Raw genomic sequence first — 14,906 nt, forward strand, 5'->3', positions numbered from 1 at the left:
CCAAATCCATTGCATTTCAATCAAACCTCATACCTGCATTTAGCGATAAACCACAATCAGAAATGGAGGAATTCATTATGCCATCCACTGACATGAAAGCTTTAGAATATGCCATAGCTGAAATTACGGAAATTGCAACGGGGTTTGGACTTGATTTCTACCCGATGCGGTACGAAATCTGTCCTTCTGATATCATTTATACTTTTGGCGCATACGGTATGCCCACCCGCTTTAGTCATTGGAGCTTTGGTAAGACATTCAACAAGATGAAGATGCAATATGATTTCGGTCTAAGTAAAATTTACGAGCTTGTCATTAACTCTAACCCCTGCTACGCCTTCCTGCTCGACAGCAACTCCCTTGTTCAAAACAAACTCATCGTCGCTCACGTTCTCGCCCACTGCGACTTCTTCAAGAACAACGCTCGCTTCTCCAAGACAAACCGAAATATGGTCGAGAGCATGACCGCAACGGCAGAACGAATCCGTGAATATGAAATGACTCATGGAGCACTAGCCGTTGAACAATTCATTGATGCTGTTCTTGCGATTCAGGAGCATGTAGATCCTTCAATCGTAAAGCCTTATCGCATGTCCAAGGATGCTTATATTTCTTCCATGCAGAAACGTTCACCGGCAGCGAAGCCAGCCCCACTCTCATCTCCTTACGATGATCTGTGGTCACTGGAGAAAGAGGATTCACAGGAGAAGACAGAGCCCTCTGTGTCCTTCCCTCCTCAGCCGGAGAAAGATATCTTGTGGTTCATTGAAGAGTATTCAGCCGTATTGGAGCCTTGGCAGCGTGATATCTTAACCATGCTTCGTGATGAAATGTTGTACTTCTGGGCACAAATCGAGACCAAAATTATGAATGAAGGCTGGGCAAGTTTCTTCCACCAGCGGATCATGCGAGAGCTGGATTTAACCTCAGAGGAGACCGTTGAATATGCTGCGCTTAACTCCTCCGTCGTGCAACCTTCCCGGCATTCGTTGAACCCCTACTATCTAGGGCTAAAAATATTCGAAGACATCGAGAGGCGCTGGGATAACCCCACACCTGAAGAGAGAGAACGGTTCGGACGAGTGCCCGGTCGCGGTAGGGAGAAGATGTTTGAGGTCCGTGAGAACGATGCAGATATCTCATTCATCCGCAATTACTTGACCAAAGATCTGGTGAAGGACCTAGACTTATATGTCTTCGAGAAAAAAGGTCCCGAGTGGAAAATAACCGATAAATCGTGGGAGAATATTCGTGACCAGCTCGCTTACGCTCGTGTAAATGGCGGGTTTCCATATCTCGTTGTTAAGAATGGCGATTATTTAAATAATGGAGAGCTTTACTTATTTCATCAGTTCGAAGGTGTCGAGTTAGATTTGAAATACGTAGAGCGGACGCTGCCTTATGTTTATCAGCTGTGGGGGAAGACCGTTTATTTGGAGACAGTTGTGGAGGATAAAGCGTTGTTGTTTATGTACGATGGGAAGAAAGTTAGTCGGAAGTTTTTATAAACGAAGTACCCCCGTGATTAACGGGGGTACTTCGTTTATAAGGCATGCTTAAGTTATTAGTTAAATATAAGATTTTCACTCGATTCATTAGTTCCAAGATTACCCTGGAACGCTTTACTTAAAACTGACTGTTTCAATATCTCTAAATCTGATGCTACATTCATAATTGTTTGAGCTTCTTCATCTTTTTGCATAAGTAAGTTAATCATGTGTAGTATCTCATCGTGTTCAGTTTTAGGAGGTACTGGAACTAATATTTCTTGTAGAACCTTTAAATTAATATTTTTTTGGGCTGTAGCTGGTGCATAATGCTCTAAGTTAGACTTAATTGTTCTCATATAATAGTGCAAATATAATGATGAAATATAAGCATCCTTTGGAATAAAACCAACAACACTATCAGGGAAACAACAAGGAAATTTTAACAAAGCTGTATCAGCAATATTTGCTGCAATTGTTATACATACTGTACCTTCAGGAAATAGCTTGCTTTGCAGCAATCCAAATTCACTCAAAGTCTGATTATAGCTTTCAATGTAATCTCCAGCATTAGCTACATCGCCTGTTTGAATGAATGGATATTCTCCACCAAACAATTTAGGATCATTCCTTGGGCGGTGTTTAGATTTACCCCGTTCTAAGGTACCCAAATCCTTCAAACGAACCCAATTCCATCCAGCTGGCAATAAAAATGGAATTTCATTCGGATTAATGTCTTCTGAGATTGACCTTACAGTTGAAATCTGATTGCTATGTTCTCCCCGCCACTTCTTCGTCAACTCACCGCGAAAAGCCTTGTCCAAAATTGCTGCTTGGCGAAGTTCAAAGGTTGCTTTGGCTTCTTCAATTAATTGTTTGGCTTGATTGATTTTGTCCAAGAGTCTTTCGACTTTGTCAGCAATTCGTTTTTGTTCGTTTAGTGGTGGGAGGGCTACAGATATAGTTTTCAATCCAGTTTTATTAATTTTTGGTTGTCCAGTTCCTGTAATAATGGTCCCTAATAATTTTTTACCTTGTGGTGAGGATAAAAAATAATTCAAAAAAATATTCTCAACATAATGATTACATCTTAATACAATCATATTAGGTGCTATAGTAGCCAGTAAGTCTACATTTGGCATAACAAATACCTCGCCAACATTAGCCCCTATATTTGCTATTAAAATTTCACCACCAGTCAAAGATGATTTGGATAGAAACTTATAGCTTGTTTCATCTACATATTTTTGACCTTCATGTCCTAATCCCAGTCTTAAATCAGTTAGTCGTACATAAAGTGCATAATCCGTATCATCTGAAACTTCAACATTTTCTCTTAGTGATTGAAAACTGCCATTTGCAACAAAATCAGTCAGGTAAGCGAGACTACCTAATTTAACCCAAACCCAATTCCCTGGCACCTCATAAGGCTGATCCTCTATCGGCACCAAAGCCTCTTTCAACAGCTCTTCCTGCGACTTCGCAACCTTCTTACTCATTACCGTACACCCCGGATGCTTCAGCGACTTTCGCTAGCACTGGCTCGGCTTCATAGCTAACCGGCTTCGTCTCGATTGCCTTCAACTCAGTAACAACTTCACCGAGCAGCGCGAGTGCTTCCTCCAGCTTCACCATAGCATCTTCTGCCGAGTCAATCGGATCAGGCAGATTGTCGTAAGCAGATAGTGATTCGTCGGCAATCAAGCCAATATCTAGGCTGTCATCCTTCTTACGGATGTCCTCACGGGTAAACACATTCCAGCGTTCATCTTCTACCTTGGTGCGATCCTCAGCCATGTAGGCTGCTACAAATGCATCAAAATGAGACACAGTCAACGGATTCCGTTTACCAAAGCTTGGCATATTCGTACGCAGATCGTAAACCCATATGTTCTTTGTGCTGTCCTTATCGGTCTTCTCACGCGTGAAGAATAAGACGTTCGTCTTAACGCCTTGTGCATAGAAAATGCCTGTTGGCAGACGCAAAATCGTATTCAGGTTGCATTTGTCCATCAAGTCGGCACGGATTTTCGTACCTACGCCGCTTTCGAACAGTACGTTGTCCGGCAGAATAACAGCAGCACGAGCTTTACCGTTGGCTTTCAAGGCACGATAGATATGCTGAAGGAAGTTCAGCTGCTTGTTCGTTGTTGCGAACGTCAGGTCATCACGAGTCGGACGTTCTCCGCCCTGTTTCGTGCCAAACGGAGGATTCGTAAGGATGACGTCGAAATTTTTCAGGTTAGTACCGTCATCAGACAGTGTATCGCCAAGTATAATTTCGCCATGAATATCGTGAAGCATCGCATTCATCATCGCGAGGCGATGCGTATCTTTAACTAGTTCAACACCAGTAAACGCTTGATGCTTCTGGAACTCGGCTTCCTTCTCCCCAAGGTCGAAATAATCATCCGTGTTGTTGCGCACATGGCGATCCGCCGCAATCATAAAGCCAAACGTACCTGCAGCAGGATCATTACAACGCTCGCCTGGCTGTGGATCCACCAATTTGGTGATTACATCAATAAGCGGACGCGGCGTAAAATATTGCCCCGCTCCCGACTTCGTCTCGCTGGCGTTCTTCTCCAACAATCCCTCGTACAGGTCGCCGAGACCTTCTTCCTTTGCACTGTACCAGTCGAGTTGATCGATAGATGTAATGATCTTCTCCAGGTTTTTCGGCTCATTGATATTGGAGGTTGCATTCATATAGATCTGCTTGATCGTTTCATTGCCTTGATTGCCGAGATCAAGAAGCAATTGACGGTAATGCTGTTGAAGCGCCATGCCATGACGCTCCGTCAGCGAATCCCAGCGATACTGCTCCGGCAGTATGCCTTCGTTGTCGGTTTCCTTCATCATTTTGAGGAACAGCACATACGTCAGTTCCGTTACATATTGATGATACGTAATGCCGTCATCCCGCAGTACGTTACATAAATTCCAAAGCTTCTGTACAATATCCTGATTTCCCATTTACGCGTAATCCCTCTTTCGTGGTGTATACAATGCTGTATTTATTGTTGTTACAATGGTGTCCATCTCGCCGTCAAAAATCTTGTTCAGCTGCTTGTAGCCGCCCTTGCTCTTGAACGGTTCTACCTCAAAAGCTTTCTCCGGATTCGGGTCTAACACCGATTCCTGCAGTAGCTGCTTCTCAATCCGCTTCAGCCAGTCCTTCTGAACCTTCGACCAGACTTTCATATCATATATTTTTTTCATGGCGCCTTCAATCCGCTCTTCATGACTAATTAATGGGTCACCAAGAGCTTGCTGACGGATGAAGCTAATAATATCCGCTGCTATATCTTCATTCTTCGCATCGCGCCATGCCGCCTGCAGCATTTTCTCCGAATATCCCTTCTGGTCAAGCTCCACCCGAAGCCTGCGCAGTTCATCTCGCGTCAGGTCATTCGGACGGGTGCAAATAATCGTAAGAGCCGGAATGAGGTTCAAGTTCTCTGTTATAAAAGCATGGAACCCTTCCAGGTAATCCTCCGGCTTATCGGCATTTCCATACCCCCGTGAGGTGGAGATAAGCTTATCTTCATGCTCCGATATATAGATCCGGTGACCTCTGCCACGATTCTCATCGATATAAGCAACCAGCGGCTTCTTCGTCTGAAGATCAGCGCTCGCTTGAAGCACACTCATGCTCTTCAAGTCGTCAATAAACTTCTCAATACTCATCCCGCCCGACAGTGCCTTGAAGTCGTCATGATCCTTCTGCGTCCATGTACGCTTCTTGCGCTGCATCTTCGCAATGATCTGATCCTTATGCGGCTTGCCCTGCCCTTCATCTTCCAGCTGTGCAAGTTCGCTCGTCAGCACATCCAGCGATACCGTCGGCTTCGTCACTACCGGCTTCATGTCTGTATAAGGCTTCAACGTCTCATAGATTCCAACGGCATCATAAATCATAAAATGATCCTTGCCGATCTCATCGCAACGTCTCGTCGCTCTGCCAAGCATTTGCTCATACAGGATCCTAGAACGTACGCGGCGCAGGAAGACGAGATTCGTAATACTTGGAATATCTATGCCCGTTGTCAGCAAATCGACTGTTACGACAATGCTTGGCAGCCGTTCATTTTTGAACAACTTAATCGTATGCAGCGGATCTTTGATGGAACCAGTGATCTTGAGCACGGCATTGTCATCTACCGCCCCATATGCCTTCTCCAGCTCTTCCTTGAAGATCCGAACAACCATATCCGCATGATCGTCCGTCGCCGCAAAAATAAGTGTCTTTCCTTCTGACTCAGGGTCGATATATTTCGTCAGTTCTTCCAGGATAACGCGGTTGAAGTTCTCCGTAATAACCGTCTTGTTGAACTGGGTCACTTCCAGATTGATCTCATCCTGGAGCAGTTCCTTCTCCACATTACCGGAGGAGATATCATATACGGCGACCTCTTCACCAACCTGCCATTTGATCCCGTGCTTCTTGAGTTGTGTCTCGAACTGCATCGGAGGCTCATGGTCGATGAGATACCCGTCGATCACCGCTTCACGATACGAATAGTTGAATACCGGTCTTCCAAAAATCTCAACTGTATGCAAAGCCGGCGTAGCCGTCAGCCCAATCCGGAACGCATCGAAATAGTCCAACACCTTGCGGTATTTGCTGACATAATCTTCGTGGTCACGGAACTCCAGCTCCAGCTCGGACATTTCCTTATCCAGTGTATAGCCGCGATGTGCTTCATCGACGATTACACAATCGTATTGGTCAACAGACGGAATTTCCGCTTCGTCGGATTCATTATAGAAGATACGTTTTACCATACCTTGAACGGTAGCGATCTGCACCTTGGTCTCCGGATTCGGCTTCTTATCATCTAACGTCTGAAGCTCAAAAATCTCCGTAAACGAATGGTAGCTCTCCAGCTTGGAATCCTTAAATGCTGCTTCTGCCTGGCGTCCAAGCGCTGAGCGGTCCACGAGGAACAGAATTCGCTTGAAGCGGTTATGTTTGATCAGACGATAAATAAGCCCAATAGCCATACGGGTTTTGCCTGTGCCTGTAGCCATTGCCAGCAGGATACTGCGCTGACCTTCGTCAATTGCACCTTCTACCGAAAGGATAGCGTCCTCCTGATACGGACGCAGTTTCAGGTAATCAAGCGTCTCATCTTGCAGATCCTTAGCAGCTTGCTCGGTGTCCTGCTTCAGCAAATCTTTCAGCCCTTGCGGTGAATACCATGCCTGCAGAGGGCGCGGATGATTCGTTGGCTTGCGAGCGTCGAGGAACCAAATACCGGACATATGCTTCAATTGCTCCAGGTACGGGCGACCATTCGTCGAGAACAGGAATGGCACCTGATAGTTCCCCCATGGTCCATGAATGATTTCATCTCCATGACGTACAACCTGCATGGCGTACTTTTTCGCTTGGGCAATATCCGCCTCAACGTTCTTGCTGATCCGCTTCGCTTCAACGATGCCAACCAGCTCAAGACCACAGAACAGTGCATAGTCCGCGAAGCCAGTCTTGAGCGCCCACTCCGCGATTGCTAGGTTGCGACCTTTCTCGGGACGCGTGCCAAGTCCATAACGAAGAGTCTGAGAATCTACCTCCCAGCCCGCTTGCCGCAGCTTCTCATCAATGATAAGGCGAGTCTCAGCTTCCGTAAGCGCAAAAGCACTACCTGCTTGTTTCGACTTCGAATGGCGTTTCTTCTTGTCCTCATGCGTAACATTCGTTTGCTGCTGTCGAAGCGCTGCCAGTTCCTGTTGGAGCTTTGCCATCTTTTCTTCATAGGCTCTCGCCAATTGATCCAGTTGCACTTCGTTGCCAGCACTATCCTGTTGCTCTACTGGCTCTATATAATCAGGTGCTTGGAAGTTCCAATCGCCGTACACTTGCATGAACCAGACACTAAGTCTAAATGCCAGCAGCGTTGAAGCTTGAGCTTCACGTGTTGAACCGTATCCCGACTCGTGAACAGCTTTGTTTCCGATCTTACGAAGAGTGTGCAGATAATCCACAATGTCATCGGAAATCAGATCGTCCCTCTTCAGCTGTGACAAACGATCGACTTGCGTAAGCTCTTTCGTCTCGTCCATCTCTTCCATCGCACATATGTATTTGGTCAATGTCTCTCCGAACATACGAAGCTTAATTAGGGATGTATTCGGATCAATGAACAAATTGCGCTCTGCCATCTCGCCAAGATCCGATAAGATCTCCCAGCGGTCATGCAAGAATTCAAAGTTGCCAGCCATTAGAAACACCTCGATACGTGGTTGTTATCTTTCATATTAACGTGTTCTTCCGACAGTACACTGTCTGGAACGTACGTTTGATTGACTAGTTCTGTAGTAACAGATAAATATTCGCTAAAGTGCAAGGAAAAACCTTTTTGTTGATAAAAAACATGAGATAATTAGGACCATCGGTTGGCTTCCCTATCAAATAAATGTAAAATATAACATACTAGGAAATCGACTTAATCTGACAGATTCAATTGATGTCAGCAACAGGAGATATTAAATTATGATGAAATTCACCGCGAACTACTGCTACTCCAATCCCAATTTTGTAATTACGAATTTACCAGATCAGCAAAAGGTAACGCCTTATACAAACATCATCAGAATCACTCAAAATCTAATTACACGAGGGGCGCCTACGATTGCCTCTCAGTTTCTTAGGGACCAACTTGGTTTAGATCGAAATTATCTCCATCACCTAGAGCATGTAAAATTTCTCTCTACCGAAGATTTAGATTGGTCGAAGCAAATTAAAGGTGACAAAAGAAAAAACCACTATCCTGCAGAAAAATTTTATAATGACTTTGGAAAAATACTCAACAGTGTAGGCTTTATTCGAAACCTAACCCGTGCTGAGGTTGCTATCTCCGAAATCGTTCCTGAAGTATCTGATACTTTCGCAAAACAACAAGTTGATTTCTATATTCCGCTACTTAAGACTGTAATTGAGGTCGATGGCGGCTCTGATAAGGATGAAACCGGTCACTTTAGTAGTAATCAGATACTGCTTGATAACAGAAGAGATACTGCACTAAACAAAGCAGGCATTCATGTCATTCGTATCAGTTCCAAAGAAATTATGGATAGGAATTACTCTGATTTCTTATCAAAATTTCGAGACATCTATTTAAAACATAGAACCGACGTAACCGAATATGAGAAGTACCTGAATTTGGACAAAAAAAAATACGATGCTCAGATCACACTTACAGCCGTAGCAAGAGTTCAAGTATTTATCCTTGAACTCTTAGATCGTGGTGTTCTGTCCCTTGACGACGATCAATGGAGCATTAACTTACTTGATGATAATGCTCGTTATTATTTTGAGCTTGGCATGAGTGACCTCGAACTATGGCTTAGAAATATCGCAGCACTCTTTAACAAGCAGATTCGATTACCTAAAATAGGTATTATGGTCAATAAATATGCCAAGCTTACCCCAGCTTATCAAAAGACAATAAATATTAAATTTGACTTATTCAAGCGCTGGGACGATTCCGTCGAGGAGGCTCGTGTATATCACATTAAGACTGACTTTGACGATCATGCAAATTACAATTTAATCAAAGTAAACGAGCCTGTCGTTTATCAACTCGATCCGGATGTACACCGCTCACACCTGGAGTTCTTAACAAACAATTTGTTCGGACATTCGTCATTTAACGAAGGTCAGCTGGACATTATTATCAATTGTTTGAATGGTCACGATACGATTGGACTGCTGCCGACCGGCGGAGGAAAATCGCTGACTTATCAACTAAGTGTTATGCTGCAGCCCGCAATTAGCTTTGTGGTAGTACCTATTAAATCGTTGATGTTAGATCAGATTAGAAACCTTGAACGTAAGCATTTTATAACTACATGCAGTTATATTAATTCTGATTTAGGTGCTGAAGAGGCTAACCAGAGATTAGATCAGTTCTCTAAAGGTAAATACATGTTCCTTATCATATCGCCAGAACGATTCCAAGCCAAAAAGTTCAGAGAACAGTTAGCCAACATCAACTTAACGAAAGCGATATCAATTGCTGTCATTGACGAAGTTCACTGTTTATCCGAGTGGGGACATGAGTTCCGGACCTCCTATCTGGTACTGTCCCGAACAATTAGGACCTATGCGCCGTCAGCCAGATTCCTAGCTTTGACTGCAACTGCGTCCTCCAAGGTTTTATTGGATATACGAAACGAGCTGGAGATTGAAAACCACAATGTCATTACTATATCGCGATTCACACGCAATGAACTGAATTTCAACGTGGCTCCCATCACTCCAAAAGAACGTGACGATGCTTTAATGAGTAATCTTGTTCATTTTAAGAGCAGAAGTACAAAACGGGCAGCACTCGTATTTACCTCTAATGTTAATGGTAACTCGGGATGCTACGAGTTACATCATAAAATCAATAAAGCAACAGGATTCAAAACCGGATTTTTCTCCGGCTCTCAACCAACTGATTGGGGTAAAGAAACCACGCAAAAGTTTACCGATTATAAAGACTTTATTCAGCAGAAGTACATGTTGGATGAAATAGATGTGATGGTGGCAACCAAAGCTTTTGGCATGGGAATTGATAAGCCCAATATCGGTCAAACCATTCATTATGGCATACCAAGTTCCTTAGAATCGTTCTATCAAGAAGCCGGTCGTGCAGGAAGGGATAAGCATAAATCTGACTGCCTCATTTTATATAACCCTGACGACTTGGATGCTGTTACAAAAGGCACTTTATTCGGGATTCACACTGATATAGATACGATTAATAAGAATAAAAGCAAGCTAAAGGGAGATCTAAATACCCTTTTCTACTTCTTATCGGAAAATCTTATGGATATCGAAACTGAAGTGGATGAGATATACAATTACTATTTTTCCATTAGAACAACCGAAGATTTAAATCTGACACTGTCCTTTGGCAGTGACGGTGAACGTGTTAAGGCTAAGAAGGAAAAATACATATATCGACTTGCCTTAATAGGGATCGTTGAGGACTGGACTGTAGATTGGAAAATGGGACAGATGGAAGTCCAGTTCACAGATTGGAATGAGGATCACATCGTCGAACAATTGCTGAAGTATATCAAGAAATATGAGTACACTTTTACATTAACACCAGGTGATCGGCATGCAGAACAATATAATGACTATATCCAGTATTTCAATGACTTGGATATCCCTTTCTTGAAGAGAGCTCTGTACGTGCTTCTAAGATGGTATAACGACAATGTCGTCTATTCCAAGAAACAGTCCATCTTGTTAATGAAGCAGTTCGCGGATGAGTTTACCGACAGCGACAGCTTTCAACAAAATATTGAGACCTATTTCAAACGGAACGACGATGTATATTTATTGGAGTCCATAATTGGAAATCCATTGAACCTTCGCTCGTGGTATCAGCTCTTTGTTATTCAAGAAGAAGGTAAACCGGATACACCTCGAAACATAAGTACCTTTAAGCGTCTTAGAATAACAGTTAGCCGCTTCTTGGAAAGTTACAAGAATGATATTGCTTTGAATTTGATCAGTGGCTTTATTCATTTGGTAATTGATGATTTTGATGCGACTGACGGTAAGGAGCGTATGGTTGCGGCTATTCGAGAAATCAATCATCTGGATACTGAAGAACGTGACGAAATACTACTCTCCTTATTAGAAATGTCAGATCAACATCTCGACTTTGATCAAAAAGAACAGTTAAGCGAACTGCTAATTATGAATGGCTTTGATAAGACTTCCGATCTCAAGAACATCTATCAGTCACACGGCAGCAACACCATATACGCTCACATTATCAAGAGCTTGTATAAAGAATTCAAGAAGCATACCGAGGGAGGATATCCATGGGAAGTTTAAAGCAAGTTGATGCTATGGAAGAAATAATCGGGGAATTTGGCGAAGAAATTAAGAAGCTGAAAACCGCATCCGAATATATTCAGCTTATTGAAAAGATGCAGCTGCAAGTAAGTACAACATCGGATACTTTGATGCAATCCAAAGATCAGATTAAAATGGTACAAGATATTGTCGAGAGCAAACTGGAGTTGTTCAACACGATTTCTAGGAACCTAGAGGCTAAGCAAACTAATATTGAACAAGCCCAGCATAACCTCAATGACAAAATCTCAGAGCTATCGAGGGCGAATCAAACAGCGCACGCTACTCTCGAATCGAAGCTTAACGAGCAGCAAACTAAATTATCATCCACTTATAAATTCCTTCAACTGTCTCTTGGAATTAATGCCGGACTAGTCATCATTTTTATGCTTCTTGTTCTGTTCGTAAAATAAACAAAAACAACGTCCCTGCCGGCAATCCGACAGGGATGTTTGTTTTAACCGATCTTAATTGCTTCAAGCTCCAACGCTTGCCTCAACAATCTAACTGCACTGTCAGTACCGACCGGAAGGTTCATTGAAGAGCCGGAGTAGATAACGATAGGCAATGAATCGCTGTTTCCTTTTACCTTAAATTGAAAAACACGATGAGCAGGCTTACCTGTCTTTCCAGTAATGGTGTATTCATTCGTCCGCTCAAAAAGTTCCGGATACTTTCCAAAGAGCACAACCCAATCCAAACCAATGCCAACAATATGCTTTGTCTTTCTTTGCGTTGAGATATCCCCTATCGCCTGCATAGCTAATTGGGTGGACTCCAGTTCGTATAGCCATTCCTCTTTCAAGCTTTTTCTGACATTCCATTGCTTAGAGTGGAACGGGAAAAATTCAAGTGTATGTAAGAATCCAAGGTTCTCATTGGTTAACTGCTCAAGCTGTTTTAACCTGGATGCTCTCCATTTGCCTCCCGGCGTAGTCCGATTTATAACCTCATTATGGATGTAGTCTTCTTTGGTCCAATTCAAATATCGATTTCCCACAAAATCATTAAACTGCCTGCAAATACCTTCGTAATCAAGTGACGGATTCGATTTCCTTAGCTTGTCAATTAGTATATCACCGGGATTAATAAGCAGCAGCAGTGCATCATTGCTCATATCTTCATTTAGATATCCATAAAAGGGCTCTGGATAAAAATCCGCATCGAAATAGCTGATAACCTCTGCTGGCAAAGCTTCCTTCAAATCATACTTGCCGCTTGCATAAAATTGATTCCAATAAGATAAATAAGACTCAAGATACATGTCCATAATGCCTTCTTTCTTTCGGATATAGTTAAATATCTGTCCTTCAATAACTTTTTACCAATTAGATTTTCAATAAATCATCAATCATTCGTAAAGAACTACCAATTGAATTATTTATCACAATATCCGCATAGTGATCAGCAGGTGTAGGATCATTGTTTATTATCACTAGATTGGCTCCATTTTCTTTTGCTCGCTTTGGATACTGATTTGCTGGGCTTACTTGAAGTGATGAACCAAGAACAATGAACAACTCAACATCTTTCATCAGCTTATTAGCTAGTTGCAGTGCTGACTGGCGCAACATTTCGCCGAACAGCACTACATTTGGGCGTATAAATCCACCGCAACTGCAAACTGTCATTTTTTCCGGTACCAAATACATCTTAGACTCGTATTGTTTATTGCATTTCATACAGTGTAAAGTCCCTAGATCACCATGCAACTTGGCAATTTGACGAGTGCCAGCTTGCTCATGATAATTCTCAACATTTTGCGTAATAATGCCTTTGATCAACCCCCGATTCTCCCAATCCGCAAGAATCCTATGCCCATCATTGGGTTGATGTGAATTCATTTCATGAATACGCCATTGATAAAAACGAATAAATTCTTCTCGATTCGAATCAATAGCTTCAATATCTGCAAGTTCAATCGGATTTCGATTGTTCCACATTCCACGGTCCGCCGATCGAAAGTCCTGCAGACCGCTCTCCGTAGACATTCCAGCCCCCGAGAATATTATGGTGGAACTGGAATCTAAGATTAGCTTCTCTATCAATACACTCACCTCTGTAAGACTGATATCATAGATTCAATTGCCTGTTGTTTCAACTGACGATCTGTCCTCCATCTGCGAGGGCGAGTAAAGTGATCGTTATTATCAAGAGCAACCACTAACCCATTTCCATTTAACTCATTTGACCAAGCACGAACTTGCTGCATCTTTTGATCAAAAGCTCCTTGTACAAAGCCCATTATTACGAACTTAGCTTTTGCACACTCTGTCATGAACTGTTCTCTATTGTGAGTTATGGGATCTTCGAGAAGCGATATCTCATCGGAAGATAGTAAGCTTTTAGCACGATCATGGTATGTTTCCGCTTTTTGACCATCTGGCTGTCGTACATTAGAAAGATTGTACACTCGTAGAATACCCTTTGGTTCAGAACGCCTACATGCAGCAAATCCAGCTCTGATAACTTCAATTACATTTTGCATAGATAGATCTGGATAATCTGCTGATTTAAATACATCACTTGCCCCTTCACCGTTCTTAAATTCTTCCCACTTAGGGGAGTGCTTAAATTCAAACTTCCCAGGATTGGTCATTATCACTACTCCAAGAAGATCGTCTGAGTTGCCAAAATGTATTGTTGTCGAATGGCGCATCAACAACACTTCATCTTCATGAATGATTCTCATCATAGATGCCGTAACCCGCTCTGGATACACCCTCTTCTTTGCCATTCATAATCGCCTCCACTTTTTTATCGATACAACAATAATAATCAAAAAATGATTCCGAATCCCGCTTCAGCAATACGTGTGACCTCTACTGTTAAGGTATAATCGCTTTTATCGAATGTACAGACGTACCGTTTCATTGTGATGACAGCAATATCATTTATTGTGTGAAATACGATAACTGGATTCCCTTCAGAGTTGTAATAAAAATGTGGTTCAATAATCTCAGGCTCTTCTTCGATCATTTCCCACTGATACTGGCTATAGATTTTGCTGTCCTCACTAGGTGAAGGCAGGATAGTATCTCTTCCCCAAGCTATCCCATGCCACTGTGCTCCAAACTCATGCAGTTCTTGATAAGTTATCGCCGCTTGTAAATAAGACAACGGCGTCTTATCACCTTCTATAACTTGCATAAAATCATCCAATGCAAATTTGGGTTTAGGCGGCGATAAGTAATATTGTTCCAGCCGGTTGCAGTCAGACGGTTCAGGTAATTCCGTATCCTCTGGAATAGCCCATACGATACCATTTCCATTTCCACTTTCGTGGAATTGATATGCCCTAAGTTTATAACCTTCTTTTATACTCAAATGGGAAAATCCCTTGACTATGTGCTCTGGATTGGCATCCGATTTAAACCATTCTGAAAAGTAATCGCTTCTTATAGAAGATGACTTTAAAGGGTGTAAATCAACAATTTGATTCGCACGAACAGCATGAATCGGAAATCGATGCAATTGCTGATTTTCTGATTTACCCATTCAATCCACCGCCTCATTACGTTCACTTACGTGATATGTGATTTAAGATGTCT

Annotated in this window: 10 protein-coding genes; 3 read left to right on the forward strand and 7 right to left on the reverse strand. The window is 42.6% G+C overall.

The genetic code is table 11. From position 1 onward, the window contains the following. The first annotated feature begins 77 nt into the window (after positions 1–77). Positions 78–1,508, forward strand: coding sequence for a SpoVR family protein (locus PJDR2_RS23860; protein WP_015846290.1), 1,431 nt, complete (start codon positions 78–80; stop codon positions 1,506–1,508). A gap of 56 nt (positions 1,509–1,564) precedes the next feature. Here PJDR2_RS23860 and PJDR2_RS32105 read toward each other — a convergent pair whose 3' ends face one another. The 3 genes from PJDR2_RS32105 to hsdR are packed head-to-tail and all read right to left on the reverse strand — an operon-like array spanning position 1,565 to position 7,715. Next, a complete protein-coding gene (locus PJDR2_RS32105) occupies positions 1,565–2,986 on the reverse strand; it encodes a restriction endonuclease subunit S (protein WP_049790077.1) in 1,422 nt (473 codons plus the stop codon). Further along, a complete protein-coding gene (locus PJDR2_RS23870; RefSeq protein ID WP_015846292.1) occupies positions 2,979–4,463 on the reverse strand; it encodes an N-6 DNA methylase in 1,485 nt (494 codons plus the stop codon). Before PJDR2_RS23870 ends, PJDR2_RS32105 begins: the two co-directional genes overlap by 8 nt. Continuing rightward, positions 4,464–7,715 carry a type I restriction-modification system endonuclease gene (hsdR, locus tag PJDR2_RS23875; protein WP_015846293.1) on the reverse strand — a complete coding sequence of 1,084 codons (3,252 nt, stop codon included), beginning with the start codon at positions 7,713–7,715 and terminating at the stop codon, positions 4,464–4,466. It lies immediately after the preceding gene. A gap of 271 nt (positions 7,716–7,986) precedes the next feature. Between hsdR and PJDR2_RS23880 the strand changes: the two genes are divergently transcribed. Both PJDR2_RS23880 and PJDR2_RS23885 read left to right on the forward strand, forming a co-directional pair. Then, positions 7,987–11,334 (forward strand): RecQ family ATP-dependent DNA helicase, encoded by a 3,348-nt coding sequence (locus PJDR2_RS23880; RefSeq protein WP_015846294.1) that lies wholly within the window; start codon positions 7,987–7,989, stop codon positions 11,332–11,334. Further along, on the forward strand, positions 11,322–11,768 hold the full coding sequence (locus tag PJDR2_RS23885; RefSeq protein WP_015846295.1) for a hypothetical protein: 447 nt from the start codon (positions 11,322–11,324) through the stop codon (positions 11,766–11,768). The genes PJDR2_RS23880 and PJDR2_RS23885 overlap by 13 nt, the downstream gene beginning before the upstream one ends. A gap of 44 nt (positions 11,769–11,812) precedes the next feature. Here PJDR2_RS23885 and PJDR2_RS23890 read toward each other — a convergent pair whose 3' ends face one another. The 4 genes from PJDR2_RS23890 to PJDR2_RS23905 are packed head-to-tail and all read right to left on the reverse strand — an operon-like array spanning position 11,813 to position 14,853. Next, on the reverse strand, positions 11,813–12,625 hold the full coding sequence (locus tag PJDR2_RS23890; protein ID WP_150106554.1) for a hypothetical protein: 813 nt from the start codon (positions 12,623–12,625) through the stop codon (positions 11,813–11,815). A 58-nt stretch (positions 12,626–12,683) separates the two neighbouring features. After that, on the reverse strand, positions 12,684–13,403 hold the full coding sequence (locus PJDR2_RS23895) for an NAD-dependent deacylase (RefSeq protein WP_015846297.1): 720 nt from the start codon (positions 13,401–13,403) through the stop codon (positions 12,684–12,686). A gap of 5 nt (positions 13,404–13,408) precedes the next feature. Then, positions 13,409–14,092 (reverse strand): hypothetical protein, encoded by a 684-nt coding sequence (locus PJDR2_RS23900; RefSeq protein ID WP_015846298.1) that lies wholly within the window; start codon positions 14,090–14,092, stop codon positions 13,409–13,411. Between the two features lie 41 nt (positions 14,093–14,133). Continuing rightward, the gene (locus PJDR2_RS23905) at positions 14,134–14,853 is read right to left on the reverse strand and encodes a hypothetical protein (protein ID WP_015846299.1); all 720 of its coding nucleotides are present in this window, start codon (positions 14,851–14,853) and stop codon (positions 14,134–14,136) included. Positions 14,854–14,906: the final 53 nt, after the last annotated feature.

The organism is Paenibacillus sp. JDR-2 (assembly GCF_000023585.1).
Classification (GTDB): Bacteria; Bacillota; Bacilli; order Paenibacillales; family Paenibacillaceae; genus Pristimantibacillus.

Bases quoted from the DNA above. Each gene is read 5' to 3' on its own strand.
- PJDR2_RS23860 (WP_015846290.1), top strand. From the start codon at position 78: ATGCCATCCACTGACATGAAAGCTTTAGAATATGCCATAGCTGAAATT.
- PJDR2_RS32105 (WP_049790077.1), bottom strand. From the start codon at position 2,986: ATGAGTAAGAAGGTTGCGAAGTCGCAGGAAGAGCTGTTGAAAGAGGCT.
- PJDR2_RS23870 (WP_015846292.1), bottom strand. From the start codon at position 4,463: ATGGGAAATCAGGATATTGTACAGAAGCTTTGGAATTTATGTAACGTA.
- hsdR (WP_015846293.1), bottom strand. From the start codon at position 7,715: ATGGCTGGCAACTTTGAATTCTTGCATGACCGCTGGGAGATCTTATCG.
- PJDR2_RS23880 (WP_015846294.1), top strand. From the start codon at position 7,987: ATGATGAAATTCACCGCGAACTACTGCTACTCCAATCCCAATTTTGTA.
- PJDR2_RS23885 (WP_015846295.1), top strand. From the start codon at position 11,322: ATGGGAAGTTTAAAGCAAGTTGATGCTATGGAAGAAATAATCGGGGAA.
- PJDR2_RS23890 (WP_150106554.1), bottom strand. From the start codon at position 12,625: ATGGACATGTATCTTGAGTCTTATTTATCTTATTGGAATCAATTTTAT.
- PJDR2_RS23900 (WP_015846298.1), bottom strand. From the start codon at position 14,092: ATGGCAAAGAAGAGGGTGTATCCAGAGCGGGTTACGGCATCTATGATG.
- PJDR2_RS23905 (WP_015846299.1), bottom strand. From the start codon at position 14,853: ATGGGTAAATCAGAAAATCAGCAATTGCATCGATTTCCGATTCATGCT.